Genomic DNA, 25983 nt, shown 5'->3' with positions numbered 1-25983 from the left:
CATCATGAAGAAGAGCCTGATCGCTCTGGCCGTGCTGGCCGCCTCCGGCGCCGCCATGGCCCAATCCTCCGTCACCGTGTACGGCCGTGTCGACCTGTCGGTCGGCAGCCTGAAGGAACTCGACAAGGGCAGCCAGACCAAGCTGTTCAACGGCGGCGACGGTGGCCTGACGACCTCGCGTCTGGGCTTCCGCGGGTCCGAAGACCTCGGCGGCGGCCTCAAGGCCAACTTCAAGATCGAACACCGTTTCAACGCCGACGAAGGCACCTCGCAGGACCCGTTCTGGAAGGGTGAGTCGACCGTGAGCCTGGCCGGTGGCTTCGGTGAAGTCAAGCTGGGCCGCAGCTCCACCATCTACGACGAAGTGCGCGGCGTGGCCATGAGCTCCAACGTGTTCGACTCCGCGTTCACCCCCGCCTCCAACGGCGTCTGGGGCTCGGGCGGCGACTACAGCAGCCGCTTCAACAACAAGATCACCTACGCCCTGCCCAAGCTGGGTGGCGTGTACGGCGGCATCGAGTACGCGCTCGACGAAGACGCCACGGTGGACGCCAACATGCTCGGCGCCAAGATCGGCTACAAGGCCGGCCCGCTGGATGTGGCCCTGGGCCTGCAACAGGAAAAAGGCAAAGACAACGACTACATGCTGATCGCCGCCGCCTACGACCTGGGCGCCGTGAGCCTCTCGGGTGGCTACAACACCCGCCGCGGCGACGACGCCAAGGGCGACGACAACGAGCTGACCGTGGGCCTGAACGTGCCGATGGGCAACGTCAACCTGTCGTTCGGCTTCGCCACCAGCAAGACCGAAATCGGTGGCTCCACCGCCGCCAAGTCCTCGGGCTTCGGCGTCGGCGCCACCTACGCCCTGTCCAAGCGCACCAAGGTGTACGGCGGTTTCCGCTCGCACAACGTGAAGGACGGCGCCGGCACCAAGACGGCCGACACCCGCCTGTTCGCCGTGGGCCTGCGCCACGACTTCTGAGCATCCTTTCCGGGGAAGTTGCGCAGGGGGAACTTCCGAATCCGCAATCAGAGTCTGCGCAACGATTTGATGCCACCGGCGTTCACGCGCCGGTGGCTTTTTTCATTCATCGACCGGGGTGAGCTTGGCCACCGACAGCGCCAGCCACTTGACGCCATGGCGGCTGAAGCTGACCTGCGCACGGGCATCGGCGCCGGCGCCTTCGAGCGCCAGCACCTTGCCTTCGCCGAACTTGTTGTGGAACACCTTCTGGCCGGTGCGGATGTCGACACCCCGATCCGGTTCGCTGGCCTTGGGCGGCGGCGTGCCACCACCGGTGGACAGGAAGCCCGGCGACCAGGCCGGGTTCGCCGCCGGCGACCCGCCGACGGCGTACAGGCCGCGCCGCCCGCCCTGCCAGCCGCCCACCGACGCCGCCGCGGCGGCCCAGGCCGGTTGCGGCGGCGTGAGCCACTTCAGGCAGGCCTCGGGCAGCTCGTCGAAGAAGCGGCTCTTCATGTTGTAGCGGGTCTGCCCGTGCAGCATGCGCGTCTGCGAATGGCTGAGGTACAGGCGCTTGCGCGCCCGCGTGATGGCCACGTACATCAGGCGGCGCTCTTCCTCCAGCCCGTCGCGGTCGCTCATGGAGTTCTCGTGCGGGAACAGGCCCTCTTCCAGCCCGGTGATGAACACGCAGTCGAACTCCAGGCCCTTGGCGGCGTGCACCGTCATGAGCTGCACGGCGTCCTGCCCGGCCTGCGCCTGGTTGTCGCCGGACTCGAGGGCTGCGTGGGTGAGGAAGGCGGCCAGCGGGCTCAGCGTTTCGCCGGTCTCGGCGTCGGGCGCCAGCGACTCGTTCAGCACCGGCGCGTCCGGGTCCAGCCCCTGGCTGACCGGGCTCTGGGACAACGAAGGCCCGTGTTCGTCCACCGGCAGCGCCACGGCATCGCGGCCAAAGCCCTCCTGCATCACGAAGCTCTCGGCCGCGTTGACCAGTTCCTCCAGGTTCTCCACCCGGTCTTCGCCCTCGCGCTCGTTGCGAAAGTGTTCGATCAGGCCGCTCTTGTCGAGCACCAGTTCGATGATCTCTTTCAAGGTCATGGCTTCGGTCTTCTCGCGCATCACGTCCAGCAGCGCCACGAAGTTGGCGATGGCCGTGCCGGCACGCCCGGTCACGCCACTGACCGCGTCGTGCAGCGAGCAGCCGCTGGCGCGCGCCACATCCTGCAGCTGCTCGACGCTGCGCGCGCCGATGCCGCGTGGCGGGAAGTTCACCACGCGCAGGAAGCTGGTGTCGTCGTGCGGGTTCTCCAGCAGGCGCAGATAGGCCAGCGCGTGCTTGATTTCGGCGCGTTCGAAGAAGCGCAGGCCGCCATAGACGCGGTAGGGAATCGCGGCGTTGAACAGCGCGGTCTCGACCACGCGGCTCTGCGCGTTGCTGCGGTAGAGCACCGCCATCTCGCTGCGAGCTGTGCCCTCGCGTTCGAGCTGCTTCATCTCGTCCACCATCCACTGCGCTTCGGCGAAGTCGCTCACCGATTCGTAGACCCGCACCGGCTCGCCCGCGCCCGCGTCGGTGCGCAGGTTCTTGCCCAGGCGGCGGCTGTTGTGGCTGATCAGCTCGTTGGCGGTGTTGAGGATGTTGCTGGCGCTGCGGTAGTTCTGCTCCAGCTTGATCTGGTGCTTCACCTGGAACTCCCGCACGAAGTCGGCCATATTGCCCACGCGTGCGCCGCGAAAGGCGTAGATGCTCTGGTCGTCGTCGCCCACGGCGAACACCGCGTTGCCCGAGGGCGGCAGGCCTTCGAGCGGTGACGAGGAGAACATCTTGATCCAGGCGTACTGCAGGCGGTTGGTGTCCTGGAACTCGTCGATCAGGATGTGTTTGAAGCGCCGCTGGTAGTGCACGCGGATCGGGTCGTTGTCGCGCAGCACCTCGTAGCTGCGCAGCATCAGCTCGCCGAAGTCCACCACGCCTTCGCGCTGGCACTGCTCTTCGTAGAGCTGGTAGATCTCGACCTTGCGCCGCGTCTCGTCGTCGCGCACCACCACGTCGCGCGGACGCATGCCGTCCTCCTTGCAGCCGCTGATGAACCACTGCAGCTGCTTGGGCGGAAAACGTTCGTCGTCCACGTTGTGCTGCTTGCACAGGCGCTTGATGGCCGAGAGCTGGTCCTGCGTGTCCAGGATCTGGAAAGTCTGCGGCAGGCCGGCGGCCTGGTGGTGCGCGCGCAGGAAGCGGTTGCACAGGCCGTGGAAGGTGCCGATCCACATGCCGCGCACATTGACCGGCAGCATCGCGGTCAGGCGCGTCATCATTTCCTTGGCCGCCTTGTTGGTGAAGGTCACGGCCATGATGCCGCCCGGCCCCGCCTGCCCGCTCTGCAGCAGCCAGGCGATGCGGGTGGTCAGCACCCGGGTCTTGCCCGAGCCGGCGCCGGCCAGGATGAGCGCGTGTTCGGGTGGCAGGGTGACGGCCGCGGCCTGCTCTGGGTTCAGGCCCGCGACCAGCGGGGTGGGATCTTCAAACAGCATCCGGGGATTGTAGGAAGCGGCCCGCCATACAGCCCTTCGTATAGCCCTCATATGCGCATGCAGCCCCCCACCCCGGGTGGCATCGGCCTAGAATCAATCACCGGGCCCAAGCAATTGCGCCCGGTTTCTTTTTTCCGGCTCCGGAATCAAGCACCGGCCAGTTCCAAGCGCCTTTTCACCAACCCACCCCACCGCGGGGTGACTGAAAGGCCCATATGGAAATCTTCGACTACGACAACATCCTGCTGCTGCCGCGCAAATGCCGCGTGGAAAGCCGCAGCGAGTGCGACCCCTCCATCGAGTTCGGCGGCCGGCGCTTCAAGCTGCCGGTGGTACCGGCCAACATGAAGACGGTGCTGGACGAGTCCATCAGCGAGTGGCTGGCCGCCAACGGCTACTTCTACGTGATGCACCGCTTCGACCTGGACAACGTGGCCTATGCGAAGCGCATGCGCGAGAAGGGCCTGTTCGTCTCGATCAGCTCGGGCGTGAAGGCGCCGGACTACGACGTCATCGACCGGCTGGCAGCCGACGGCGTGGGCGCGGACTACATCACCATCGATATCGCGCACGGCCATGCCGAGAGCGTGCGCAAGATGATCGAACACATCAAGCAGAAGCTGCCCCAGGCCTTCGTGATCGCGGGCAACGTGGCCACACCCGAGGCGGTGATCGACCTGGAGAACTGGGGCGCGGACGCGACCAAGGTGGGTGTGGGCCCGGGCAAGGTCTGCATCACCAAGCTCAAGACTGGCTTCGGCACCGGCGGCTGGCAGCTCTCGGCGCTCAAGTGGTGCGCGCGCGTGGCGACCAAGCCCATCATCGCGGACGGCGGCATCCGCCACCACGGCGACATCGCCAAGAGCGTGCGCTTTGGCGCCACGATGGTGATGATCGGCTCGCTGTTCGCCGGCCACGAGGAATCACCCGGCCAGACAGTCGAGGTCGACGGCAAGCTCTACAAGGAGTACTACGGCTCGGCCAGCGACTTCAACAAGGGCGAGTACAAGCACGTCGAAGGCAAACGCATCCTCGAACCCATCAAGGGAAAGCTCGCCGACACGCTGCGCGAGATGCAGGAAGACGTGCAGAGCTCGATCAGCTACGCCGGCGGCACCCAGCTGACCGACCTCAAGAAGGTGAACTACGTGATCCTCGGCGGCGAGAACGCCGGCGAGCACCTGTTCATGTGAGGTCCAGCAACTGGCGCGCGAGGTGGTGCAGCCGGTGGTGCGGCTGCACCAGCGCGTCCAGCACGCTGAAGTGGTTCAACCCCGGCAGCAGCTCGCAGATCGGCACCACGGCCTCGCCCCAGGTCTCGCGGATCAGCCGGGCCTGGCGCTGGAACTCGGCGCTCTCGTCACCACCCGCCACGCTCAGCAACACGGCCCGCTCCTCTTCGGTGTCGGGCGGTTCCTTGGGCAGCCAGGCCGGGCTGGCCATGCGCACCTGTTCGGGCGTCAGGCGCAGCGAGTCCTTGAGGAAGGGCGTGTGGCGCAGCGGCTCCAGGTCGAACACGCCGGAGATCGACAGCGCGTTGTAGACCAGGTCCTCGGGCAGATCAGGCGCAAAGCGCGCCCATTCGCAGGCCAGCATCATCGCCGCCAGGTGCCCGCCCGCCGAGTGGCCGACGATGGAGATGCGCCGCGGGTCGCCGCCGTGCACCGCGATGTGGCGATACGTCCAGGCCAGGGCCTGCACCATCTGCAGGGTGATGTCGGGAATCGTGACCGCCGGGCAGAGTGCGTAGTTCGGAATCACCACGCAGGCGCCCTGTTTCACGAAGGACGGCGCCAGGAAGCTGTGGTCCGACTTGTCCAGGCTGCGCCAGTAGCCACCGTGGATGAACACCAGCACCGGCGCCAGCGGGTCGCTGTCGCGGAGCTGCGCCGGGAACAGGTCCAGCGTTTCGCCCGGCCCGTGGCCGTAGGCCAGGTCGGGCAGGCAGACCAGCTGCTCGCGCGCCGCCTTGGAATCCCTTGCCCAGCGCTCGAAATACTGCGCGTGGTCCGGCACCAGGGCGCGGTTGTTGTACTGGGCGTCGAGCCAGGCCGGATCGGGTGGGAGGGGCGTGTTCATGGCGGGAAATTGTGTCACGGGGGGCGCGTCAGGCGACTGACAGCCTCCAGTCTTCGGAATTGATGTATTCTGTATACAGAGTACAGAATACATTGACATGACCGCCCAGCTGCTGCAACTCGAAACCGCGCCCGATCTGGTCGACCAGGTCTACCGCGCCCTGCTGGACGCCATCAGCGCGGGCGCGCTGGCACCCGGACAGCGGGTCACGCAGGAAGAGCTGGCCGAACGCCTGTCGGTCTCGCGCCAGCCGGTGATGCAGGCGCTGCGCCTGCTCAAGCGCGACGGCTTCGTGCAGGACGCGCCGCTGGCGGGCAACGCCGGACGCAGCCGCGGCCTGCAGGTGACGCCGCTGGACGCGGACCGGATTGCGCAGGTCTACGAAGTGCGTGGTGCCCTGGACACGCTGGCCGCCCGGCTGGCCGCCGAACGGCGGGCGCGCATCGATCCCGCACTGATCGAGCAAGGCAGAAACGCCGTGAACGCCGGTGACATCAAGGCGATGATCGACGCCGACCTGGCCTTTCACCGCGCGCTCTACCAGGCTTCGGGCAACCCCCTGATCGAACAAAGCGCCCTGCTGCACTGGCACCACATCCGGCGCGCCATGGGCGAGGCCCTGCGCCACGACAGCCTGCGCGACCCGGTCTGGGACGAGCATGCCGCCATCGCGCAGGCCGTGGCCCAGGGCGATGCGACCCGCGCGGAGGCCCTGATGCGCGAACACAGCCACCAGGCCAGTGTGTATCTCGGTCCCCTCGCAGCGGGCAGCGCCGCCACACCCAGCCCGAACAACTCCGTGGTTCGTTGAACCACTTCATGCGGTTTCCGGGACACTCCCGGAAACCGCATTTTTTCTTCCTGAATTCATGACTTCCGCCGCCACTTCCGCCCCCCTGTCCATCGCCGTGCTGGGCATCGGCATGATGGGCTTCCCCATGGCCCGCCGCCTGCGCGAAGCCGGCCACCGCGTCAGCGCCTGGAACCGGTCGCGCGCCAAGGCCGAGCGCCTGCTGCCCTTCGGCGCCCAGGTGTTCGACCGCCCGGCCGACGCCGTGGCCCAGGCCGACATCGTGGTCTGCCTGCTCGAAGACGGCCGGGTGGTCGAAGAGGTGCTGTTCGGCCAGGGCACCACCGACGGCCTGCGCCCGGGCAGCCTGGTGATCGACATGTCGTCCATCCAGCCGCGCCAGGCGCGCGACCACGCCGCGCGCCTGGCCGCACTGGGTGTCCACCACCTGGACGCCCCCGTCTCGGGCGGCACGGTGGGCGCCGAGGCCGGCTCGCTGGCCATCATGGCCGGGGGAAAACCCGCCGACTTCGAGCGTGCGTTGCCGGTGTTTGCCACCCTCGGCCGCGCCACCCACGTCGGTCCGCACGGCTCGGGACAGCTGGCCAAGCTGGCCAACCAGATGATCGTGGGCATCACCATCGGCGCCGTGGCGGAAGCCCTGCTGCTGTGCGAGAAGGGCGGCGCCGACATGGGCAAGGTCAAGCAGGCCATCAGCGGGGGTTTCGCCGACAGCCGCATCCTGCAGGTGCACGGCCAGCGCATGGTCGAGCGCGACTTCGCCAAGCGCGCCGCGGTCACCGTGCAGCTCAAGGACATGCGCAACGCCCTGACCACGGCCAGCGAAATCGGCTTCGACGCCCCCATCACCGGGCTGTTCGAGCAGCTGTTCGGCCAGGCCGCCGAGCACGGCCTGGCCGATCTGGACCACTCGGCGCTGTTCATGGAACTGGCCAGCCGCAATGGGATGAATTGAATCAAGAGGGGAAATCCCCCCCTTTTCCCCATCTCGACAGGCGCTGGCCTGCCGAGAATCCCCAGGGTATGCACCGCAATCCCAAGGAACCCCTGGCGTGAACCCGTCCACCCTGATCGGCATGGTGGCCAGCGTCGCGCTCATGGCCGTCATCCTGCTGTTCGGCTCCGACAAGCCGGGCAACTTCATCGACGCCCCCAGCATCGCCATCGTGCTCGGCGGCACGCTGGCCGCCACTTTCCTGAGCTATCCGCTGCGCGAGGTGCTGCGCGTGTTCCACCTCGTCTCCCAGGTGATGCGTGAGGAGAAGCTCAACACCAAACAGGATATCGAGGAGCTGGTGGGCCTGTCCAAGCTCTGGGTCCAGGGCGACCTGCAGGCGGTGGAGAAGGCGCTGACCCACGTGACCAACCCCTTCCTGCGCACGGGCGTGCAGCTGGTGATCGACCGCACGCCGGAGGAAGAAATCATCGACCTCCTGCAGTGGCGCATCGCCCATTTGCGCCAGCGCGAGGCGGCCGAGGCGCAGCTGTTCCGGGTCATGGCCAGCTACGCACCCGCCTTCGGCATGCTGGGCACGCTGCTGGGCCTGATCAACCTGATGGACCTGGTCGGCGGCGGCGACATGGGGGCCATCGGCTCGCAGCTGGCGATTGCCCTGGTCACCACCTTTTACGGCGTGCTGCTGGCCAACCTGGTGTTCAAGCCCATCGCGGTCAAGCTCGAGCGGCGCACCGAACAGCGGCTGGTGCTGATGAACATGGTGCTTGAAGGCATCTCGATGATGTGCGTGGGCCGCAGTCCCTCGCTGATGCGGGAGACGCTCAAGGCCTTCGTGGCCCAGTACGACGACGAAATCTACGACCGCCGGGGCGCCCCACGCCCGGCCACCCGCTGAACCATGGCCGCCGTATCACAGACCGGACCCTCCCCCGCACGCCAGCCCCGCGTGTCCACCGCCGTCGGCCGCTACCGCCGCTGGCACGTGGATTCCCGCGTGGAAGTGGAGGAAGAAGGCTGGCTCATCACCTACCTGGACGTGATCACGCTGATCCTGGTGCTGATGGTGGTGCTGCTCGCCTTCGCTGGTCCGGGCAAGGGCAAGGACGGCCAGGAGGCGCAAGCGCAGGGACCGTCGGCCCATGCCAGCGGTCCGGTGCCCGGAGCGCCCTACCCCGGTGGCAGCATCGTGCCGCCCGCGGTTCCCCCGACCTCGCCGGAAGCACCCGCGGCTTCTGCGCCCGCGCCCACCCCGAAGACCCTCAACGGCCTGCCGCTGGACCAGCTGGGCGCGGACGTGGAGATCGTCATGACGGACGACGCGGTGCGTTTCCGGATCAGCAGCGAGATCCTGTTCGAGTCCGGCGCGGCCAGCCTGGCCACAGGCGGCCTGCCCGTGCTGGACCGCCTGATCCCCCTGCTCAACAGCGACCCCAGCCTGCGCCTGGTGGTGGAAGGCCACACCGACGGCGTGCCGATCCAGACCGAGCGTTTCCCCTCCAACTGGGAACTGTCCACCGCCCGCGCCGCCGCCGTGGCGCGCTACCTCATCGAACGGGGCGTGGCACCGCAGCGCGTGCAAGCCAGCGGCTTCGCCGACACCCGGCCCCTGGGATCGCGCGACAACCCGGTCGACCGGGTGCACAACCGGCGCGTGGAGCTGACCATGGAGCGGGCACCGTCTTCGACCGCCAAGGCGCGCTGAGTCGGTCCCGGTTTGATAAAATTTGTCGGTTCGTGGGGACGTAGCTCAGCTGGGAGAGCGTCGCGTTCGCAATGCGAAGGTCGGGAGTTCGATCCTCCTCGTCTCCACCACATAGGCCTCTTCGGGAAGTCCACTGCGACCCTCCAGGTTCAGGCGAATGGCCTGTCTGCGCGGCCCGGTTGCAGGGCTGCCCGCCGGCTCGTTTCCAACGCACGGGCCCTGCGTTTCTTCCACCAGATCACGACCCCGGTCACGCTGAGCACCGCCACCACCAGTCCCATGGCGGTCATGGCGATGCGAAACGGCAATCCCCACACCTGCGCCATGTGCAGCGCGAGCAGCCAGCTCGTGACCGTGTCCCCCGCCGCCGCCCGCGTCGGCAGCACCGAGCCGATGAGGGCACCGGTGCGGGGATCAACGAAAACAGCGGTCTGTCCGCGGCGTTCGTTGACGTCGAGGTCCGAACGCACGACATACCGGATGTAACCCTTGCGGGGCTGGTACGACACACGGTCCTCGGTCAGCACCCTGAAGTTCTTCAGCCGCGCCAGCTCCGCCATGTGCGCGCGCGCCAGGTCGATCGCGGCGGGCCAGCCGTGTACGGGTTCTGGCGGGGCTGCGGGCAGATCGGGCAGCGGTCCCGCGGGATCGGCCTGAAACTCGAACACCGTGCCCATCACGGGCCGGTAGACCGCCTCGTGCAGGTTGAAAGCCACGCTGCTCCAGGCCAGCACACACAGCAGCGCCCAGGGCCACAGCCCACCCGCGCGGTGCAGATCGAAGTGGAGCTTGTGGCCACCCGAGCGCCATCGCACCTTCCAGGCCGGTGCCCAGCGCGTCCACCAGCCACGGCCCTCTGCGCCCGGACGCCGCGAACGCGCTGGAAATGTCAGCCAGGCACCGACGAAGCAGTCCAGCGTCCAGAGCAGCGCCACGATGCCGAACGCCCAGGTGCCCACGGTGTCCAGCGCCAGCGAGTAATGCAGCCGGTACAGAAAGGGCATAAGGTTGATCAGCCCCTGCCCGAGGTCTCCCCACTTGCGGGCGCCGAGGATGGCGCCCGTGTACGGGTTGACGAAGACCTCGTCGACCGGCAGTGCGGTGGTGTGGCCCGAGCCATCGGGCGCGGCCTCGACATAGAAGACGCGGGCGTCGCCCGGCGCCGCCTGGACAAAGGACAGGTGGTGGACCCGGGCCGCCGGATAGGCCGCCACAACCCGCTCCCGCAGCACGAGCGCGTCGAGAACGGCAGGCCCGGCCGCCCCGCCCTCGTCCCGCGGAGGGGCCACGCGCATGAGGTGCGGGTTGAGGGCTGCATCCAGTTCGTGGTACCAGACCAGCAGGCAGCCGGTCAGCCCGGCGACCAGCAGGAACCCTGCCATCACCAGGCCCACCCAGCGATGAACGACGACGGCCAGCGCCCTCACGTCGACGGCTTCAGTAGCTGTGGGTCAGGGTGACGAACGCGTTGCGCCGGGCGCCAACCATCACCTGGTCCGCCCGCGAACCGCTGTCCTGCATGCCGGTGTAGTAGGTCCGGTCGGTCGCGTTGGCGATGCTCAGTCTCACACTGGTGTCTGGCCCCACGCGGTAGGTCGCGCCCAGGCTCAGCAGCGTGTAGGCCGGCAGCGAGATCGTGTTGCCCGAGTTGCCCCAGCGTTGACCGATGCGCGTCACGCCGGCGTCGGTGGTCAGACGGTCCAGGCCGAAGCCGCCCCAGTGGTAGCTCGCGAGCAGCGACACCTGGTGTTCGGGGGTGTTGGCAAAGCGGTTGCCGATGAAGGCCGGGTTGTCGTGGGCCTCGATGCGGGACTTCTGCAATGCCAGCCCGGCGCGCAGGCGCAGGTGCGGTCCTGCCTGTGCCGTGAGCTCGCTCTCGATGCCGCTGATCTTCGCCTTGCCGCCGTTCACCACGAACGAGTCGCTCGGACCGTTGCCCGGGTCCTGCAGGCTGGCGTTGGCGCGGCGGATGGTGAACAGGCTGTTGGTCCACGACAGCTTGCCCCCCATGAGGCGGCTCTTGATGCCGAGCTCCGCCGCCTGATCGTGGATCGGGTCCAGCGGCGAGCCGTCCCGCCTGATGCCGGTCTGCGGCACGTAGCCATCGCTGACGCCCGCGAAGGCGGAGTGTTCGGCGTTCAGGTCGTAGCTTGCGGCCGCCCGCAGGGAGGCCTTTCGGCTGTCGTAGGCGTCCGCATAGGGGTAGTTGTTGCCACTGTCGCGGTGGTCGACGTAGGCGGCGTCGTAGTCGTAGGAGTAATCGAAGTGGCGCAGCCCGACGATGGTGCGAAAGCGCTGCGACCAGTTGGCCAGCCACCGGGCGCTGACACCCTCCTCCTTCACCTTGATGGTGCTGGTCCAGACCGCGTTGTTCTTGTCGATGAACGCGGGCGACTGGTTGTTGACCGGCGCCAGGATGTCCAAGGTGTTGCCGACGGTGCTGTAGAGCGAGTCGGCGAGATTGGTGCTGCTGAAACGATCGACGCCGCCGGTCAGCACATGCTCGGCACCCGCCGCGCGGAACCTGTATTCCAGCGATGAACGGATGGCATTGGCGGTGGTGTCGCCACGCCATTGGTCCCAGTAGAGGTTCACCAGGCGCGAACCGCTCCAGCTGCGCCCGTCGTCGTTGTAGAGCGTGCCCCATCCGGGCTCCGACTCTGCGTTGCGGAACTCCGCCAGACGGTAGCGGTACTGGCCGTGCTCGATGGCGGTGCTCCACTTGAGCGCGTCGGTGAAGCGGTGCTCGTGGTGCAGCCGGATGCGGTCGGTTTGATTGACCTGGCTGGAGGTGGTCTGGTGAAAGCTCCAGTCGCGGGGTGCGAAACCGCCTGGCCACGCCCCTTCGAGGTAGATGATCCCGCGGTCCTGCGGGGATTTCTGGTGACTGCGTTCGTAGCCCAGGGTGATCTGTCCCTGGCTGCTGTAGTCCCAGTTGAGGGTGGGGGCAAACAGGTAGCGGTGCGTGTTCTCCGGCCGGCCGGCGCGCCATTCTTCAGGCTCGACGTAGGCCATGACGAGCCGCCCCTGAAGGTCGCCTCGTTCATTGAGTGCGCCCGTGAGGTCGGCGCCCAGCTTGCGGTAGCCATCCTGACCGATGCCCACGGTGAAGGTGCGCAGCGTCTCGCGCAGCGGCTGCTTGGAGACGAAGTTGACGGCGCCGCCCGGCTCGGCCACCCCGAACTCCGCCCCGGCCGGCCCCTTGACCACTTCGATGCGCTCGATGTTGTCCGGCATGGCGCGAAGGCTCTGCCCATAACCCGAGTCCACCTGCCGGATGCCGTCGCGGTAGGGGGCCGTCGACGTGAAACCCCGGATGCTGATGGTGTCGCCGGTCCAGCCGCCGTTGTCGGTCAGGCTGACCCCGGGAACGTAAGACAGCACCTCGTCCAGCGTCTTCGAGCCGGTGGCCTCCCAGAACTCTTCGGTGACGGTGTTGATCACCGCAGGCGTTTTCTGCTCCGGCAGCGCGAAGCCCAGCGACTGGGTCTTGCGCGACACGAACGGCACCGGGCCGCGGTCGGAGGTGGCGGTCACCACCACCGTCGGCAGGGCCCGTGCAGGCGCGGCCGGGGTGGCGGGCGCCGATACAGCGGCAGGCGCCACCGGGGCATTCGCCGCCTTGCGCACCGAATAACCGCCGCCAGGCTGCGACAGGGCTTCCAGGCCGGTGCCCGCCAGCAGCCGCGACAGCCCTGCTGCGATGGGATGGTTGCCCATCAGGCCCGGGGTGTTCAGACCCTCGATGGCGGCTGCGTCGTAGGCCAGGTTCACGCCCGCGGTGCGGGCGAAGCGGTCCAGTGCCGCCGCCAGCGACCCCGGGGGCACACTGAAGGTCCTGACCTCCGTCCCGGCCGGCAGGGTCGCCGTTGACGCGGCCTGTGCCACGGCCAGGGTCGGCACCGACAGCCCGGCGCCCATGGCCATGGTGATCAGGGCACCGTGCAAGGCCCGATGGAGACGGCCCGGACGACCGGGCGGAGCGGACGGTCGAAGGACGGCGGTTGACGACGATGGACGGCGAACGGCCTTGCGCGGGCGCAGGCCCGGAAACTGATGCGGCGAAGAGGTCATGGTCGGTTCGGTGAGGCAGGGGCTTGAAGCCGGGTGGGACAAAGGTCTCACCAGTCAGGCCGAACGACGCCCGCCGATCCCCTCACTTTTTTTGCCGCCCCCCAAAAAAAATGTCCCGCTACGGCTCAGGTCCCACCCGCACCCACCACCGGGTCGTGAGGGTGACGCTGATGGGCTGGGTCTGCAGCAGGAACTGCAGGGCCTGGTCGGTATCGCGCACATGGAACAGGCCGGAGACGCGGAGATCGGCCACCCGTGGGTCGCAGACGATCCGCCCCACCCGGTAGCGCTCGATCTCGGCCAGCAGATCGGCCAGCCGCATGTCGCGCCCAGCGATGACCCCGTCGGTCCAGGCATCGGGCTCGAAGCCCTGCAGATCGGCGGCCGCCGCAGTGTCGCGGTGCATCCGCAGGCTCTGACCCGGCCACACGGTGGGCGCTGGGCCCCCCTGGGCAGGGTGCAGTTGCACCGCTCCCTCGTGCACGCTGACAAGGGCGTGGTCGGCGTGCAGGCGCACGGTGAAGCGGGTGCCCAGCGCCTGCATCTGACCAAAGGGCGTGCGCACCCAGAACGGTCGCCGCCCTCCCCAGGCGGAGGCGCCCGAGGCGTCGGCACCGGTGCTGATCTGGATTTCCCCGCGGTGCAGGTCCACCCAGCGCTGTGGACCACCGAGGTCGGCGCTCAGCGCCGTGTCGGTGTTGAGCTGGAGGCGGCTGCCGTCGCTCAGTGTGAGCGTCTTGCGCTCGCCCACAGCGGTGCTCGCATCGGCCAGCAGCCGCTGCCAGGGGGTGCGCTCGCGCGCCACCCAGCCGGCTCCCGCCACGACCGCGGCGAGCGAAAGCAGCCTGAACGCGCCGCGCCGCGAATGCCGGCGCTGCTGGTGCAGTTGCTGGGCGGTGTCCAGGGTCTGGCGGGCGATCTGAGGCGACAGTCCCGGCAGCTGGAAGTCCCCCCGAAGGCCGCTCACACGTTGCCAGGCCATGGCGTGCCGCGGGTCCTGCCGCAGCCATTGCTCGAATTCGGCCCGGCTCTGCGGACTGGGGTCGCTGTAGTCGAGGCGGACGGACCAGGCGATGGCCGCGTCGATCAAGGCGCCAGGCAAGGCCACGTCCGACATGAGAACGGCTCCGGAGTGCTCAGTGTTCGAACCGCAGTGCGTAGCAGGCCCGCAGCGCCTTGGCCACGTAGCGCTCGGCCGTGGCCAGCGACACGCCCAGCCGGACCGCAATCTGGGGGCAGCTCAGCCCGTCCAGCTGGGCCAGAAGGAAGGCCTGCCGCCAGGACGGCTTGAGCGCGTCGAGCACCCGATCGATCTCGATCAGCGCCTGCAGGAAGATGAGCCGGCTCTCTGGACTGGGCGCCTCGGCTTCGGGCAGCGCGGCCAGGGTCTCCAGCCAGGCCTGCTCCAGTTCACGCCGGCGCCAGCGCTCGATCACCAGCCCGCGCGCAATGGTCGAGAGAAAAGCGCGCGGCTGCCGCGCCAGCACCGCCTCCTGGCGGCTGAGCAGGCGCATGAACACATCCTGCGCCACGTCGGCGGCGTCGTGGCTGCACGCCATCCTGCGGCGCACCCAGCCCTGCAGCCAGCCGTGGTGCTCGACGTACAGGCTTTCGATCTGGTGCCGGTGGGCGGATTCGGCGGTGGCCATGGGTGTTGGCTGGCGGCGTCATATTAAGAATGGTTCGCATTATCACCCAGACACCGGATTCGCGCAGCGCTGCGGCGGTGTCACCCGGCACGCCGCGGCACGGGCAACACGCTCCGGCCTCAGACCGATGCCTGCGCCGCCGTGTCCTGCTCCGGACCGAAGCACAGCGCGTGGTCGCTGCAGTCCGCGCAGCTGGGCGACTTGCAGATCAGGATGTCTTCCTTCAGGCACAGCTGGCGGTAGAAGAACTTCTTCCACTTCATGTTGTCGACATTGCGCGATGCCAGCGCCGGAAACCAGCGCTCGATCAGCGCCGTGAGGGCCTCGCGCGAGGGCAGGCCCATGTCCTGCCAGAGGTGCTGGTCGCCCAGGCTGGCGCAGGCGATCAGCCAGGCGTGGTGGTAGAGATCGGCCTTCGGTCCGGCGCCGCGGTCGGCGTGGGCCAGCAGCAGCGCCATCAGGTCGTCGATCTCGTCGTTGCGCACGCGCATGCGCGGCTCGATCCGCGCCCAGTCCAGTCGGGGCATGACGGGCTGCAGCATGGCGGGCTCCTTCAGGCCTGGGCCGGAGCGTGCGAATAGCACTTCTTGGGGCAGATGCGCGAGCAGGCGGTGCAGCCGATGCACAGCTCCTGGTGCGCGATGGTCATCACCTTCTTTTCGTATTCCTCGTCGTCGTCATCGTCCAGGTCCACGCGGATGCGCTCGCCCTCGTCGTTCAGGCCGACGAGTTCGAGCACCCCGCGCGGGCAGACCTTGAAGCAGCGGCCACAGCCGATGCACTTTTCTTCGTCCAGCGAGGCGACAAAGGTCGGTGTCCAGGTCGCTCCGCTGGGCAGGGTGACGGAAAAGGCGCTCATGGTGTGCTCCCGGTCAGGCGGCGGTTGCTGCCAGCTTCCTGGCTTCCATCAGCGCGGCATGGGCATCGTGGCAGCGCTGGGCGACCGACAGGATGTTTTCCCAGTTGGTCGGCAGCTCTTCGGACAGGTCGTGCAGGTCCATCTTGGCCTGGGTCGCCTGGGCGTTGAGCTTTTTCAGGCGCAGCTTGAGTTCGTCGGCGGTTTCGCTCATGGGGATCTCCGTGGGGTCAGGCCCCGTAGTTCGCGACCTCGGGGTAGGTGCGGATCATGGTGACGGCCTCGTCGACGAACTTGCCGCCGGCCTCGGCCAGCTTGGCCAGCGAGGGAAATCCGAAGCGGTGCACGTCGCGCAGCTGCTTGTTGACGACGACCAGCCGGCCAGCCAGCAGCACCATGCGGCCGAAGCCCTCGTGGCTCATCTTCATCATGGGCGAGACCATCTGGCCGGTCGCGCGCTCGATGGCCACCGCGATGGCGTTGTAGAAGATCTCCAGGTGCCACAGGGTCTCGGGGTCCGGGTCGCCCATGATGGGGATGGCGCGGCGCTCCTCGGGCGTGAGGATGAAGGGCTTGAGGATCTTCAGATCGCTCTTGCCTTCCCACTGGCCGTGGGTGTCCTGCGCGCGCATCTGCTTGACCAGCTGCTGCACGAACGGCGTGGCCAGCATGGCGTCGTCGCTGGGGGCGTCGGTCTCGGGGGTGGCGGTTTCAGCCATGGGTCACCTCGTCGTCTTCAAAGTCAAAGGAAGGGGCGCTGTCTTTCTGCAGAGCCTTGCGCAGCCAGGGCGGCGGCGTGCCCTTGAGCACGACCTGCAGCTTCTCCAGGATCTCGGCGATGGACTCGGGCTGCGGCACCTTGATCGGGTGGATCTTCAGCGCCACCACACGCGCCGCGCCCGAACCCCCTATGGCCGCGACATACAGGATGGCGCAGTCGTGGATGGCGTCGAGCTTGGGCGCGAGCTTGTCTTCGTCACCGTCCTCCTGCAGCTTGTCGCCGAAGTCGAAGCTCTGCACAAACTGGTGGCCGTCGGCATTCAGTTCGTAGACCAGGATGTGTTTGGCCCAGCCGAAGTGCGCGTTGACGCTCTCCTTGTCCTGGGTGGCGAAGGCGATCTTCATGGCGTTGCTCCTTGGGCGTTCAGGCGCTGGCCGCGGCCAGCGGGTTGGGCGGGAGGGACGGAGATGCCGCGTTGCGGCTCATGGCGGCGCGGCGCGCTTCGGGCGTGAGCGGCCAGTCGCCTTCGTGGTGGTGCGGGATCTGCTCGATCATCAGGTTGGCGATCTCGAAGATGAGGTTCATGGTGCCGCGGTACCCCACCTGCACGCGGTGCGCATTGCCGATGCGGTCGAACACCGGGAAGCCCATGCGCAGCAGCGGCTTGCCCAGGCGCTGCGCCGCCTGGCGGCCGTGCGCGTGGGTCACGATCAGGTCGCAGTCCTTCGCGCCCTGCTCCAGGTCTTCCAGGTCACCGAGCAGCACGGTTTCGGCCGGCAGCAGCGCGTGCGACGCCGACTGCGTGGTGCTGATGCAGCAGCGCAGCTCGGCGCCCATCTCGTGCAGGAGGGCACCGATGGCCAGCAGCAGGTCGGGTTCGGCGCCGATGGCCACCGTCATGCCGCCGGTGTAGAAATGCCCGTCGAGCATGGCGTCCAGCAGCTGGCTGCGCTGGCGGCGGTACTTGGCGGGCACGGGCCGGCCGCTGTGCTGCGACAGGCGCATCAGCAGCCGGTCGTTGGCCTCGAGGCCGGTCAATCGCTCGAAGATCTCGAACGGCGCACCGCTGATCGCCTGCAGCGCCTCCGCGCCTTCGCGGGTCTGCTCACCGACACCGATGGTCCACGACGACGCCCCGGCCGCGCGGATCTGTTCCAGCGAGGTGCCGCCCAGCGTGGTGCCGCGCCAGTCGGGCGGGATGTGACCGTCCAGCGAACCCGACAGGTCGGGCAGCACGATGGCCTTCAGGCCGAAGGCTTCGATGATCTCGCGCAGCTCGTCGATGTCGCCGGGGCTGAGGTGGCATCCCGGCAGCAGCGTGACCTGGTCCTGCACCGGCGGCAGCGGCTTCACGAGCGAGTTCACAATGCCGGTGATGGCGTGCTTGAAGCCGTCCTCGAACGCGCCCACGTAGTCGGGCGTCGAGACATAGACGATTTCGGTGTCGGCCAGCTCCGGGTGCTTCTGGCGCGCCAGATTCAGGAACCCCACCACGTCGTCGCCCTTGGTCTCGGTCAGGCCGGTGGAGCAGATCGCGATCAGCTTGGGCGCCGCGCGTTTGCGGATGTTCAGCAGCGCCGCCTCGATGTTCTCGTAGCCGCCAAGGATGGTGGTGACCTCGTTCATCGCCGTGGTCTGCAGCGGGATGGCTTCCTTGAAGTGCCGCACCAGCAGCACCAGGCCGAACGAGGTGCAGCCCTGCGAGCCGTGCATCACCGGCATACAGGCATCAAGCCCCAGGAAGGCCAGGCTCGCGCCCAGCGGCTGGCTCATCTTGAGCGGGTTGACCGTGCAGGCTTTCTTCGATTCGACGACGCGTGCCATGGCGTGTCTCCTGCTCAGACCGGGACTTCTTCGGGCTCAAGCCCCATGGCGTGCGCCGCGACCGCGCTCAGATGCGCCGTCGATGCGGTCGGTGCCACAGCCCCCAGCGTCTCGCCGTCGTCGCCCCAGGGCGCGGCGATGCGCACGCGCTGCCAGACCGGGTTGGAGATCGTGCGGTCGATCTGGTGCACCAGCTCGACCATGCCCTCATAGCCGGCGTAGGCGTAGTAGCGTTCCTGGTTGATGTCCAGCCAGGGCATGCGCGCCTTCAGCGCCACGAACTGCGAGCGGCCGCCGCTGAGCATGATGTCGGCGCGCGCGTCGCGCAACATGGCGTACATCTCGCGCGGCGTCATGTCGTCGATCATGTGGGCGTCGGCGCCCTCGCCCATGATCTCCTTGATCTTGTCCTTGTCTTCCCTGGTGCTCTTCTTGACGCTGGTGCCGACGATCTCCATGCCGCCTTCCTGCAGCGCCGCCACCACCGACCAGGACTTCACGCCACCGGTGATCAGCAGCACGCGCTTGCCGGTCAGGCGCGCCTTGTACTCGGCGATGCGCTTGAAGGCCCGAGCCTCTTCGACCTCGATCAGGCGCTCGGTGCGGTCGATCAGTTCGGCGTCGGCCCCCTGCTGCACCAGCAGCTTCGCGATCTGGCGCAGGGTGTCGCTCATGTCGCTGATGCCGTAGAACGAACCCTCGAAGTACGGGATGCCGTAGCGCTGCTGCATCTTGGTCGCGATGTTGATCATCGACTTGCTGCAGACCATCATGTTGACCCTGGCGCGGTGCGCCGAGGCGATCTCGTTGTACTTGCCGTCGCCGCTGATGCACGAGAGGATGCGGATGCCCAGCGCATCCAGCAGCGGCTTGACCTGCCACAGCTCACCGACCAGGTTGTACTCGCCGATGATGTTGATGTCGTAGGGCGTGGTGAACTCGGGCTCGACGGTGCCGATGACGTGGTCGAGGATGGCCTCGGCACCCAGCTTGTTGCCCAGGTTCTTGGGGCCGGCAAAGCCCGGCGCGTTGACCGGAATCACCGGCTTGCCGAACTTCTCCGCCGCGCGCTTGCACACCGCCTCGATGTCGTCGCCGGTCAGCGCGGTCACGCAGGTCTGGTAGACGAAGACCGCCGGCGGGTCGTACTTCTCGATGATTTCGCGGATCGACTTGAACAGGCGCTTCTCGCCGCCGTAGATCACGTCGAGTTCGTTGATGTCGGTGGTGAAGCCGGTTCGGTAGATCTGCGAGTGCGAGGACGCGCTGTGGCGGTTGTCCCAGCTGTTGCCTTCGCAGGCAATGGGCCCGTGCACCAGGTGGGCCACGTCGGCCACCGGCTGCAGCGCGATCTTGGCGCCGTCAAACGCACACCCGCCGGCCGCCGCGCCGGGCGAGAGCTGCTTGGTGCAGCCCTTCTTGCGCTCCTTCTCGCTCTTGCCCTGGTTGATGTCGCACCCGGGCTCCTCGAACACTTCAGCGATCTTGGCCTTCAGCGATACCGACATGGCGAGCTCCTGTCAACGTGGGTTGGGAAGCTCTTTGCAGGTTTGATGCCAGGCAATTGGGTGGTGCTTTTGGCCGATTGGCGCTGGTTCTGTGAAGGGTTTGAAGCAATACCGACGGGTGGTTTGCGACAGAAGCTGTCAGACGTCCGTCGGCAACGGCTTGCCCTCGCGGTGCAGTTCGATCCAGCGCTGGAGTTCGGCCACGTGTCCGGCCTCTTCGTCAGCGAACTCTTTGGCCAGCGCACGCAGCTCGGGGTCGATGGTGTTCTCCATGATCCCGGTGTAGTAGTCCAGGCCGCCCTGCTCCGCCTCCAGCGCCACTTGCAGCGCCTGCTCGCGCCCGAGCATCGGGTCGGCCGCCCAGATCGCGGCCGCCTCGGGGCTCTCGATGTCCGGCCAGGTGCAATCCTCGGGCCGCAGCGGCGGCAGATCGCGGTAGCCGGCGCGCTCGCGCGCATCCGCCAGGTGCAGCTTCGAATAATCCGCCAGTTGCCGAAACAGGCGACCCACCTCGCGGTTGCCCTGTGTGAGCATCGCGTCGGCCAGCTGACCGAAACGCAGCGCCGCCTCCTGTTCGAGGCGGATGGCGTGGACAAGAAATTCTTCGACGGAGTCCATGGTGTGCTTTCTTCAGTAATCGATCCCGAACCAGGCCGGCTCGCGCTTGCGCAAATCGGCCACCAGTTCCAGCGTCGCCGGCACCAGCGCCCGCACGCCGTACCAGACCGCCTCGCGACGCGGCTGGCCATCCGTTTCCAGCAGGTGGTGCAACTGCCCCCAGCCCTGCCAGTCGATGCGGTGCAGCCGGGCATGCAGTTCCGGCGCCAGGTGCGCCAGGGTCTGCGACATCACCAGCAGCTGCGCTTCGACCGCGTGCAGTGTGGCCTCGCTGGAAAACAGCTCATCCTCCGTCTGCATCTCGGCCAGCAGCGAGCGGATCTTCTCTCCCGCCATCCGCACGATGTCGCACTGCATGCGGTGCAGCATGGGCGTTCCTTTTAGAGGTTGTCGGCCAGCACTTCCAGCGACAGCAGTTGCTGGTGCAACGCATGCCGTGCGCGCCAGCGGCCGGGCGCACACAACCAGGTGTCGGCGCCCTCGGTGGCCAGCACCGCCTCCTCGTCGCTCCAGTACACACGGCACTCTCCCGGCCGGGCCGTCAGCGCGGCCAACAACGCCGCGCGCTCATCCACAGGGTCCGGACTCAGCACGCCACGGCCCAGCAGGTGGTCGGCACGGTAGAGCGTGGTGTCCCAGCCGTACTGGTCACCCAGCGCGCAGACCGAGGGAAACGCGTCGCGGGCTGCGGCGTCCACCCGCTCATGGCCCAACGCCTCCAGCAGCGCGCGCGGCGTCACCTCGTCATGAATCTCCCAGGCCTCCAGCGGGTCGCGTGCCGCGACCTTGCGGGCCAGGTCGGCCAGGTGGTAGGCGAACCAGGCGATGGGTTCGCCCGAAGGCGGGCACTCGATCACATAAATCATGGCCGCGCGCTCATTCAACGCCCTCGGCCACGGCCTTGGCCCACATCGCCCGGCGCAGGCGCTGCGCAATCGCCACCGGGCTGGTGTCGATGGTGCGCTGCCCGGCCGTCATCGCGCCCTGCGCAATCGCGGCTTCCTCGTGCGTCAGCGGCAGGCGCCCGGCCATGTGCGTGGCCCCCGGCACCGCCGCCAGGATGGCCTGCCGGTTCGGATGCTCGGTCACCGGCACGAGCGTGTCGGCCTCCTTCAGCCCCGCCAGACAGACCCAGCCATCGATCACCTCGACCAGACGGCCGTCCTGCGTGTGTTTCACCAGAGTTGCACCCATCAAGACCTCCGAAAACTGGGACACCTCGAAAAAAGCGGGAGCCAGCTCCAGGGCAGCCGTGGAACTGGCTCTGCCAGGCCACTGGCTGCGTCCCCCCTCCGGGGGGAAGCCGCGCAGCGGCGCAGGGGGGAGTCCTCTACCGAATAATGTCGTACGAGTAGTCGGTCTTCCCGGGCACGATCGTGTTCGCGTCCAGGGTCTCGAAGAACTCGTCCAGCAGGTTCACCAGGACGCGCATGCCGCCCTCGTAGCCCCAGGTGGGGAAGCGGTGGTAGTGGTGGCGGTCGAAGATCGGGAACACCATGCGCACCAGCGGTGTGCCGGTGTCGCGCTCCAGGTACTTGCCGTAGGTGTTGCCGATCAGGAAGTCCACCGGCTCGGTGAACAGCAGGCTGCGCATGTGCCACAGGTCGCGCTTGGGATAGACCTTGCAGCCGGCGCCGTAGGGCGAGCTGTCGAACAGCTTCTGCACCTTCTCGGCCCAGACGTCGTTGCCATTGGTGGCCAGCACGTGGGCCGGTTCGGCGCCGAGTTCCAGCAGGAACTGGGCGTAGCCGATCATCTGGTCCGGGTCGCCGTACAGGGCGTAGCGCTTGCCGTGCAGGTGGGCCTGGCTGTCGGCCATGGCGTCGACCAGCAGGCCACGCTCCAGCTCCAGCTCGGCCGGGATCGGCTTGCCCGTCAGGCGGCTGATGGCCATCAGGAACTCGTCGGTGCCGGCCACGCCCACCGGGGCATTGAGCACGACCACTTCCTGGCCCTTCTCGGCGAGGTACTTGCTGGTCTTCTCGCAGCAGAACTCCTGGAACACGATGGTGGCCTTGGCGTGCAGGCCGGCGATCACCTCTTCCTTGGTGGTGCCGCCTTCGTACATGCGGAACTCGCCGTCGGTCGGGGTGCTCCACGAACCCGAGGGGTCGCACAGCACGTTCACCTTGACGCCGAACAGGCCGAAGATGCGGCGCATCTCCTTCATGTTGCCGACGACGAAACCGTCGAAACCGGCGATGAAGTTGATGCTGTCGTCGGGCACGCGCTCCCGCTTCTCGGTGGTACCGGCCTTGCCGTCCCAGAAGTGCTGCAGCACGCCCAGCAGTGCGTTGTCGTAGCCGGTGATGTGGCTTCCGACGAAGGCCGGGGTGTGGGCGAAGGGCACGTCGAACTCGGCCGGGACCGAGCCCTTTTCCTTGGACGTCTTGATGAAGGCGTTCAGGTCGTCACCGATCACCTCGGCCATGCAGGTGGTGGACACCGCGATCATGTCGGGCTTGTACAGGTTGTAGGCGTTGGCCAGGCCGTCGACCATGTTGTTCAGGCCACCGAACACGGCCGCGTCTTCCGTCATGGACGAGGACACGCAGGACGTCGGTTCCTTGAAGTGGCGGGAGAAGTGCGAGCGGTAGTAGGCCACGCAGCCCTGCGAACCGTGCACGAAGCTCAGGGTCTTGTGGAAGCCGTTGGCGACGTAGACGGCGCCCAGCGGCTGGCAGGCTTTGGCCGGGTTCACGGTCAGCGAATCGCGGGCAAAGTTCTTCTGCTTGTAGTCCTCGGTCTTGGTCCATTCGATGACCTGACCGATCTTCTCGTCGCTGTGGTTGTATTCGAACTGTTCCTTCTTGTTCTTGAACAGTTCCTGGTACTCGGGCTCACGGAACAGCAGTTCGTGGTCGAGGATCTTGTCGGCGGATTGGGGCATGACGCTCTCCTAAACAAATGGTGTTGCGTGGGATCAGGCGGCTTTTTTCCAGGGCGCCTTGGTCAGGCCCCAGATGGGCGAGCTGATCGCCATGTCCATGTCACGGGCGAAGATGGCGAAGCCGTCGTAGCCGTGGTAGGGGCCGGAGTAGTCCCAGCTGTGCATCTGGCGGAAGGGCACGCCCATCTTCTGGAACACGTACTTTTCCTTGATGCCGGAGCCGATCAGGTCGGGCTTGATCTTGTCGACGAAGTGCTCGAACTCGTAGCCGGTCACGTCGTCGTAGATCAGCGTGCTGTCCTTGATGTAGTGCGTGGTGCGCTGGTAGTCGTCGTTGTGGCCGAACTCGTAGCCGGTGCCGACCACTTCCATGCCCAGGTCCTCGTAGGCGCCGATCACGTGGCGCGGACGCAGACCGCCCACGTACAGCATGACCTTCTTGCCCTGCAGGCGCGGCTTGTACTTGTCGATGACGGCCTGCATCAGCGGCTTGTACTTGGCGATCACTTCTTCGGCCTTGGCCTTGATGGCGTCGTCGAAGTGGCTGGCGATCTCGCGCAGGCTCTTCTCGATCTGGGTCGGGCCGAAGAAGTTGTACTCGCACCATGGGATGCCGTACTTCTCTTCCATGTGCCGGCTGATGTAGTTCATCGAGCGGTAGCAGTGCAGCACGTTGAGCTTGGCCTTGGGGGTGTTTTCCAGCTCGGCGATGGTGCCGTCGCCGGACCACTGGGCGATCACGCGCAGGCCCATCTCTTCGAGCAGGATGCGGCTGGACCATGCGTCGCCACCGATGTTGTAGTCACCGATGATGGCCACGTCGTACGGGGTGGAGACAAAGTCGGGTCGCTTGTTCGGGTCGGTCTTGTCGAACACCCAGTCGCGGATGGCGTCGTTGGCCAGGTGGTGGCCCAGCGACTGGCTGACGCCGCGGAAACCTTCGCAGCGCACGGGCACGATGGTCTTGCCTTCGTACTCCTTGCTCTTCTTCTTGGACACGGCTTCGATGTCGTCGCCGATCAGGCCGATCGGGCACTCCGACTGGATCGAGATGCCCTTGTTCAGCGGGAAAAGTTCCTGGATCTCGTCGATGATCTTGTCGAGCTTCTTGTCGCCGCCGAAGACGATGTCCTTCTCCTGGAAGTCGGAGGTGAACTGCATCGTCACGAAGGTGTCCACACCGGTCATGCCGATGTAGTAATTGCGGCGCGCGGCCCAGCTGTACTGGCCGCATCCCACGGGGCCGTGGGAAATGTGGATCATGTCCTTGATGGGGCCCCACACCACGCCCTTGGAGCCCGCGTAGGCGCAGCCGCGGATCGTCATCACGCCGGGCAGCGACTTGATGTTGGACTTCACGCCGCAGTCGGGCTTGCCCTCTTCGAACGTGTTCAGGTGCTTGGCGCGGCGCTTGGCCATCTTTTCGGGATAGGCCTTGAGCACTTCATCGATCAGGGCCTTGTTGGCGGCCTTGCGCTCTTCAACGGTGGCGGTCATGGGGAACTCCAGTGGATGGTGGGGAGACTCGGGTGTCCCGCACCCCGGTGCGCGAGGGCGCACCGGAGGCGGTCCTCGGAACGGTCAGGCGGCCAGTTCGGCGGCGGTCTTGCCGACCTGCGACTCGTCGATGGTCTTCATGATCCCGTGCTCCATCAGCAGGTCTTCCAGCTGGTCCATGGTGATGGGGGTGGGGATGGTGCCGTTGCCGGCGTTGCCGTGGACCTTCTGGGCCAGGGTGCGGTACTCCTGGGCCTGCTTGGACTCGGGCGCGTACTCCAGCACGGTCATGCGGCGCAGCTCGGCGTGCTGCACGATGTTGTCGCGCGGAACGAAGTGGATGAGCTTGCTGCCCAGCATCTTGGCCAGAGACTCGGCCAGTTCGAGTTCCTTGTCGGTCTGTCGCTCGTTGCACACCAGGCCGCCCAGGCGCACGCCGCCGCTGTTGGCGTACTTCAGGATGCCCTTGGAGATGTTGTTGGCCGCGTACATGGCCATCATCTCGCCCGACATCACGATGTAGATCTCCTGCGCCTTGTTCTCGCGGATGGGCATGGCGAAGCCGCCGCACACCACGTCGCCCAGCACGTCGTAGGACACGTAGTCCACGCCGTCATACGCGCCGTTCTCTTCCAGGAAGTTGATCGAGGTGATCACGCCGCGGCCGGCGCAGCCGACGCCCGGCTCCGGACCGCCGGACTCGACGCAGCGGATGTCGCGGTAGCCGATCTTCATCACGTCTTCCAGCTCGAGGTCCTCCACCGAACCGGCTTCGGCGGCCAGCGAGAGGATGGTGTCCTGGGCCTTGGCGTGCAGGATCAGGCGGGTCGAGTCGGCCTTGGGGTCGCAGCCGACGATGAGGATCTTCTGGCCCATCTCGGCCAGGGCCGCGAGGGTGTTCTGGGAAGTGGTCGATTTGCCGATGCCACCTTTGCCGTAGAAGGCGATTTGACGAAGGGAAGCCATGTCAGTTCTCCAAGAAAGGAAGGGTTGAAACCAAGGTTGCGATACACCGCGACCAGGTCAGCCTGACGTGCCTATAGGTCTTCTTATCTGGATCACGCATCGGCCGGACTTGTGTCCGCGCAGCCACTCCTTTGCACCTTCCGTGCCATGCCGTTCCGGCCCCTGCCTCACCCAACGCAAGTGCTTGTTTTTCAGAGAGAAAACCCTCTTTTCGCAGGCACTTTCGCAGTGCCGTCCGGCTTTGTTCCGAATGCGACAAAGGCCGCCCGGCGCGTCGCAAAGGGCACGCCTGCGAAGGCCAGTGGCGAGGGGTTTGTGTCGGGTTTGAAGC

Annotated in this window: 26 protein-coding genes and 1 tRNA gene; 7 read left to right on the top strand and 20 right to left on the bottom strand. The window is 67.0% G+C overall.

The window, feature by feature from the left end; translation table 11 throughout:
- Nucleotides 1-4 precede the first annotated feature (4 nt).
- A complete protein-coding gene (locus tag RCO38_RS06325) occupies nucleotides 5-985 on the top strand; it encodes a porin (RefSeq protein ID WP_308327468.1) in 981 nt (326 codons plus the stop codon).
- A 102-nt stretch (nucleotides 986-1087) separates the two neighbouring features.
- Here the strand turns inward: RCO38_RS06325 and RCO38_RS06320 are convergent, their stop codons facing one another.
- On the bottom strand, nucleotides 1088-3499 hold the full coding sequence (locus tag RCO38_RS06320) for a UvrD-helicase domain-containing protein (protein ID WP_308327467.1): 2412 nt from the start codon (nucleotides 3497-3499) through the stop codon (nucleotides 1088-1090).
- A gap of 215 nt (nucleotides 3500-3714) precedes the next feature.
- On the opposite strand from RCO38_RS06320, the gene RCO38_RS06315 reads away from it, so the two are divergent.
- Nucleotides 3715-4692 carry a GMP reductase gene (locus tag RCO38_RS06315; protein ID WP_133156425.1) on the top strand — a complete coding sequence of 326 codons (978 nt, stop codon included), beginning with the start codon at nucleotides 3715-3717 and terminating at the stop codon, nucleotides 4690-4692.
- On the opposite strand, the gene RCO38_RS06310 is transcribed toward RCO38_RS06315, so the two are convergent.
- Nucleotides 4685-5578 carry an alpha/beta hydrolase gene (locus RCO38_RS06310; protein ID WP_308327466.1) on the bottom strand — a complete coding sequence of 298 codons (894 nt, stop codon included), beginning with the start codon at nucleotides 5576-5578 and terminating at the stop codon, nucleotides 4685-4687. The two genes, RCO38_RS06315 and RCO38_RS06310, sit on opposite strands and share 8 nt — an antisense overlap.
- A gap of 97 nt (nucleotides 5579-5675) precedes the next feature.
- Between RCO38_RS06310 and RCO38_RS06305 the strand changes: the two genes are divergently transcribed.
- From RCO38_RS06305 to RCO38_RS06285, 5 genes are all read left to right on the top strand, one after another.
- Complete coding sequence (locus tag RCO38_RS06305; RefSeq protein ID WP_308327465.1) at nucleotides 5676-6389, top strand: GntR family transcriptional regulator; 714 nt, start codon at nucleotides 5676-5678, stop codon at nucleotides 6387-6389.
- A gap of 58 nt (nucleotides 6390-6447) precedes the next feature.
- Nucleotides 6448-7344, top strand: coding sequence for an NAD(P)-dependent oxidoreductase (locus tag RCO38_RS06300; protein ID WP_308327464.1), 897 nt, complete (start codon nucleotides 6448-6450; stop codon nucleotides 7342-7344).
- 97 nt (nucleotides 7345-7441) lie between these two features.
- The gene (locus RCO38_RS06295) at nucleotides 7442-8242 is read left to right on the top strand and encodes a motility protein A (RefSeq protein WP_308327463.1); all 801 of its coding nucleotides are present in this window, start codon (nucleotides 7442-7444) and stop codon (nucleotides 8240-8242) included.
- A 51-nt stretch (nucleotides 8243-8293) separates the two neighbouring features.
- The gene (locus RCO38_RS06290) at nucleotides 8294-9049 is read left to right on the top strand and encodes an OmpA/MotB family protein (RefSeq protein ID WP_308327462.1); all 756 of its coding nucleotides are present in this window, start codon (nucleotides 8294-8296) and stop codon (nucleotides 9047-9049) included.
- Nucleotides 9050-9083: 34 nt separating this feature from the next.
- Nucleotides 9084-9159: transfer RNA gene (locus tag RCO38_RS06285), tRNA-Ala, on the top strand.
- Between the two features lie 39 nt (nucleotides 9160-9198).
- Here the strand turns inward: RCO38_RS06285 and RCO38_RS06280 are convergent.
- The 18 genes from RCO38_RS06280 to nifH all read right to left on the bottom strand — a co-directional run bounded on the left by RCO38_RS06280 (nucleotide 9199) and on the right by nifH (nucleotide 25652).
- Nucleotides 9199-10476, bottom strand: coding sequence for a PepSY-associated TM helix domain-containing protein (locus RCO38_RS06280; protein ID WP_308327461.1), 1278 nt, complete (start codon nucleotides 10474-10476; stop codon nucleotides 9199-9201).
- 10 nt (nucleotides 10477-10486) lie between these two features.
- Nucleotides 10487-12997, bottom strand: coding sequence for a TonB-dependent siderophore receptor (locus RCO38_RS06275; RefSeq protein WP_308327460.1), 2511 nt, complete (start codon nucleotides 12995-12997; stop codon nucleotides 10487-10489).
- Between the two features lie 244 nt (nucleotides 12998-13241).
- The gene (locus RCO38_RS06270) at nucleotides 13242-14240 is read right to left on the bottom strand and encodes a FecR family protein (RefSeq protein ID WP_308327459.1); all 999 of its coding nucleotides are present in this window, start codon (nucleotides 14238-14240) and stop codon (nucleotides 13242-13244) included.
- Between the two features lie 19 nt (nucleotides 14241-14259).
- Nucleotides 14260-14772 (bottom strand): sigma-70 family RNA polymerase sigma factor, encoded by a 513-nt coding sequence (locus RCO38_RS06265; RefSeq protein ID WP_308327458.1) that lies wholly within the window; start codon nucleotides 14770-14772, stop codon nucleotides 14260-14262.
- A 119-nt stretch (nucleotides 14773-14891) separates the two neighbouring features.
- Nucleotides 14892-15314 carry a nitrogen fixation protein NifQ gene (locus tag RCO38_RS06260; protein WP_308327457.1) on the bottom strand — a complete coding sequence of 141 codons (423 nt, stop codon included), beginning with the start codon at nucleotides 15312-15314 and terminating at the stop codon, nucleotides 14892-14894.
- A gap of 11 nt (nucleotides 15315-15325) precedes the next feature.
- Nucleotides 15326-15631, bottom strand: coding sequence for a ferredoxin III, nif-specific (gene fdxB, locus RCO38_RS06255; protein ID WP_308327456.1), 306 nt, complete (start codon nucleotides 15629-15631; stop codon nucleotides 15326-15328).
- A 13-nt stretch (nucleotides 15632-15644) separates the two neighbouring features.
- Entirely contained in the window at nucleotides 15645-15842 is a 198-nt protein-coding gene (locus tag RCO38_RS06250) for a CCE_0567 family metalloprotein (RefSeq protein ID WP_308327455.1), read from the bottom strand.
- Nucleotides 15843-15858: 16 nt separating this feature from the next.
- Nucleotides 15859-16347 carry a NifX-associated nitrogen fixation protein gene (locus RCO38_RS06245; protein WP_308327454.1) on the bottom strand — a complete coding sequence of 163 codons (489 nt, stop codon included), beginning with the start codon at nucleotides 16345-16347 and terminating at the stop codon, nucleotides 15859-15861.
- Nucleotides 16340-16753 (bottom strand): nitrogen fixation protein NifX, encoded by a 414-nt coding sequence (gene nifX, locus RCO38_RS06240; protein ID WP_308327453.1) that lies wholly within the window; start codon nucleotides 16751-16753, stop codon nucleotides 16340-16342. The genes RCO38_RS06245 and nifX overlap by 8 nt, the downstream gene beginning before the upstream one ends.
- A 19-nt stretch (nucleotides 16754-16772) precedes the next feature.
- Nucleotides 16773-18173 carry a nitrogenase iron-molybdenum cofactor biosynthesis protein NifN gene (nifN, locus tag RCO38_RS06235; protein WP_308327452.1) on the bottom strand — a complete coding sequence of 467 codons (1401 nt, stop codon included), beginning with the start codon at nucleotides 18171-18173 and terminating at the stop codon, nucleotides 16773-16775.
- 14 nt (nucleotides 18174-18187) lie between these two features.
- Nucleotides 18188-19681 carry a nitrogenase iron-molybdenum cofactor biosynthesis protein NifE gene (gene nifE / locus RCO38_RS06230; RefSeq protein WP_308327451.1) on the bottom strand — a complete coding sequence of 498 codons (1494 nt, stop codon included), beginning with the start codon at nucleotides 19679-19681 and terminating at the stop codon, nucleotides 18188-18190.
- 138 nt (nucleotides 19682-19819) lie between these two features.
- Nucleotides 19820-20299, bottom strand: a complete 480-nt coding sequence (locus RCO38_RS06225; protein WP_308327450.1) for a ferritin-like domain-containing protein — start codon at nucleotides 20297-20299, stop codon at nucleotides 19820-19822.
- A 12-nt stretch (nucleotides 20300-20311) separates the two neighbouring features.
- Nucleotides 20312-20668 (bottom strand): hypothetical protein, encoded by a 357-nt coding sequence (locus RCO38_RS06220; protein ID WP_308327449.1) that lies wholly within the window; start codon nucleotides 20666-20668, stop codon nucleotides 20312-20314.
- An 11-nt stretch (nucleotides 20669-20679) separates the two neighbouring features.
- Entirely contained in the window at nucleotides 20680-21165 is a 486-nt protein-coding gene (locus RCO38_RS06215; RefSeq protein ID WP_308327448.1) for a hypothetical protein, read from the bottom strand.
- A 10-nt stretch (nucleotides 21166-21175) separates the two neighbouring features.
- Nucleotides 21176-21493 carry a hypothetical protein gene (locus RCO38_RS06210; protein ID WP_308327447.1) on the bottom strand — a complete coding sequence of 106 codons (318 nt, stop codon included), beginning with the start codon at nucleotides 21491-21493 and terminating at the stop codon, nucleotides 21176-21178.
- Between the two features lie 136 nt (nucleotides 21494-21629).
- On the bottom strand, nucleotides 21630-23189 hold the full coding sequence (gene nifK, locus RCO38_RS06205; RefSeq protein WP_308327446.1) for a nitrogenase molybdenum-iron protein subunit beta: 1560 nt from the start codon (nucleotides 23187-23189) through the stop codon (nucleotides 21630-21632).
- A gap of 33 nt (nucleotides 23190-23222) precedes the next feature.
- Nucleotides 23223-24686, bottom strand: coding sequence for a nitrogenase molybdenum-iron protein alpha chain (gene nifD, locus RCO38_RS06200; RefSeq protein WP_308327445.1), 1464 nt, complete (start codon nucleotides 24684-24686; stop codon nucleotides 23223-23225).
- An 84-nt stretch (nucleotides 24687-24770) separates the two neighbouring features.
- A complete protein-coding gene (gene nifH / locus RCO38_RS06195; RefSeq protein WP_308327444.1) occupies nucleotides 24771-25652 on the bottom strand; it encodes a nitrogenase iron protein in 882 nt (293 codons plus the stop codon).
- Between the last annotated feature and the right edge of the window lie 331 nt (nucleotides 25653-25983).

Source organism: Hydrogenophaga pseudoflava (assembly GCF_031020795.1).
GTDB lineage: Bacteria > Pseudomonadota > Gammaproteobacteria > Burkholderiales > Burkholderiaceae_C > Hydrogenophaga > Hydrogenophaga pseudoflava_A.
This window is presented reverse-complemented; position numbering and strand designations above follow the sequence as displayed.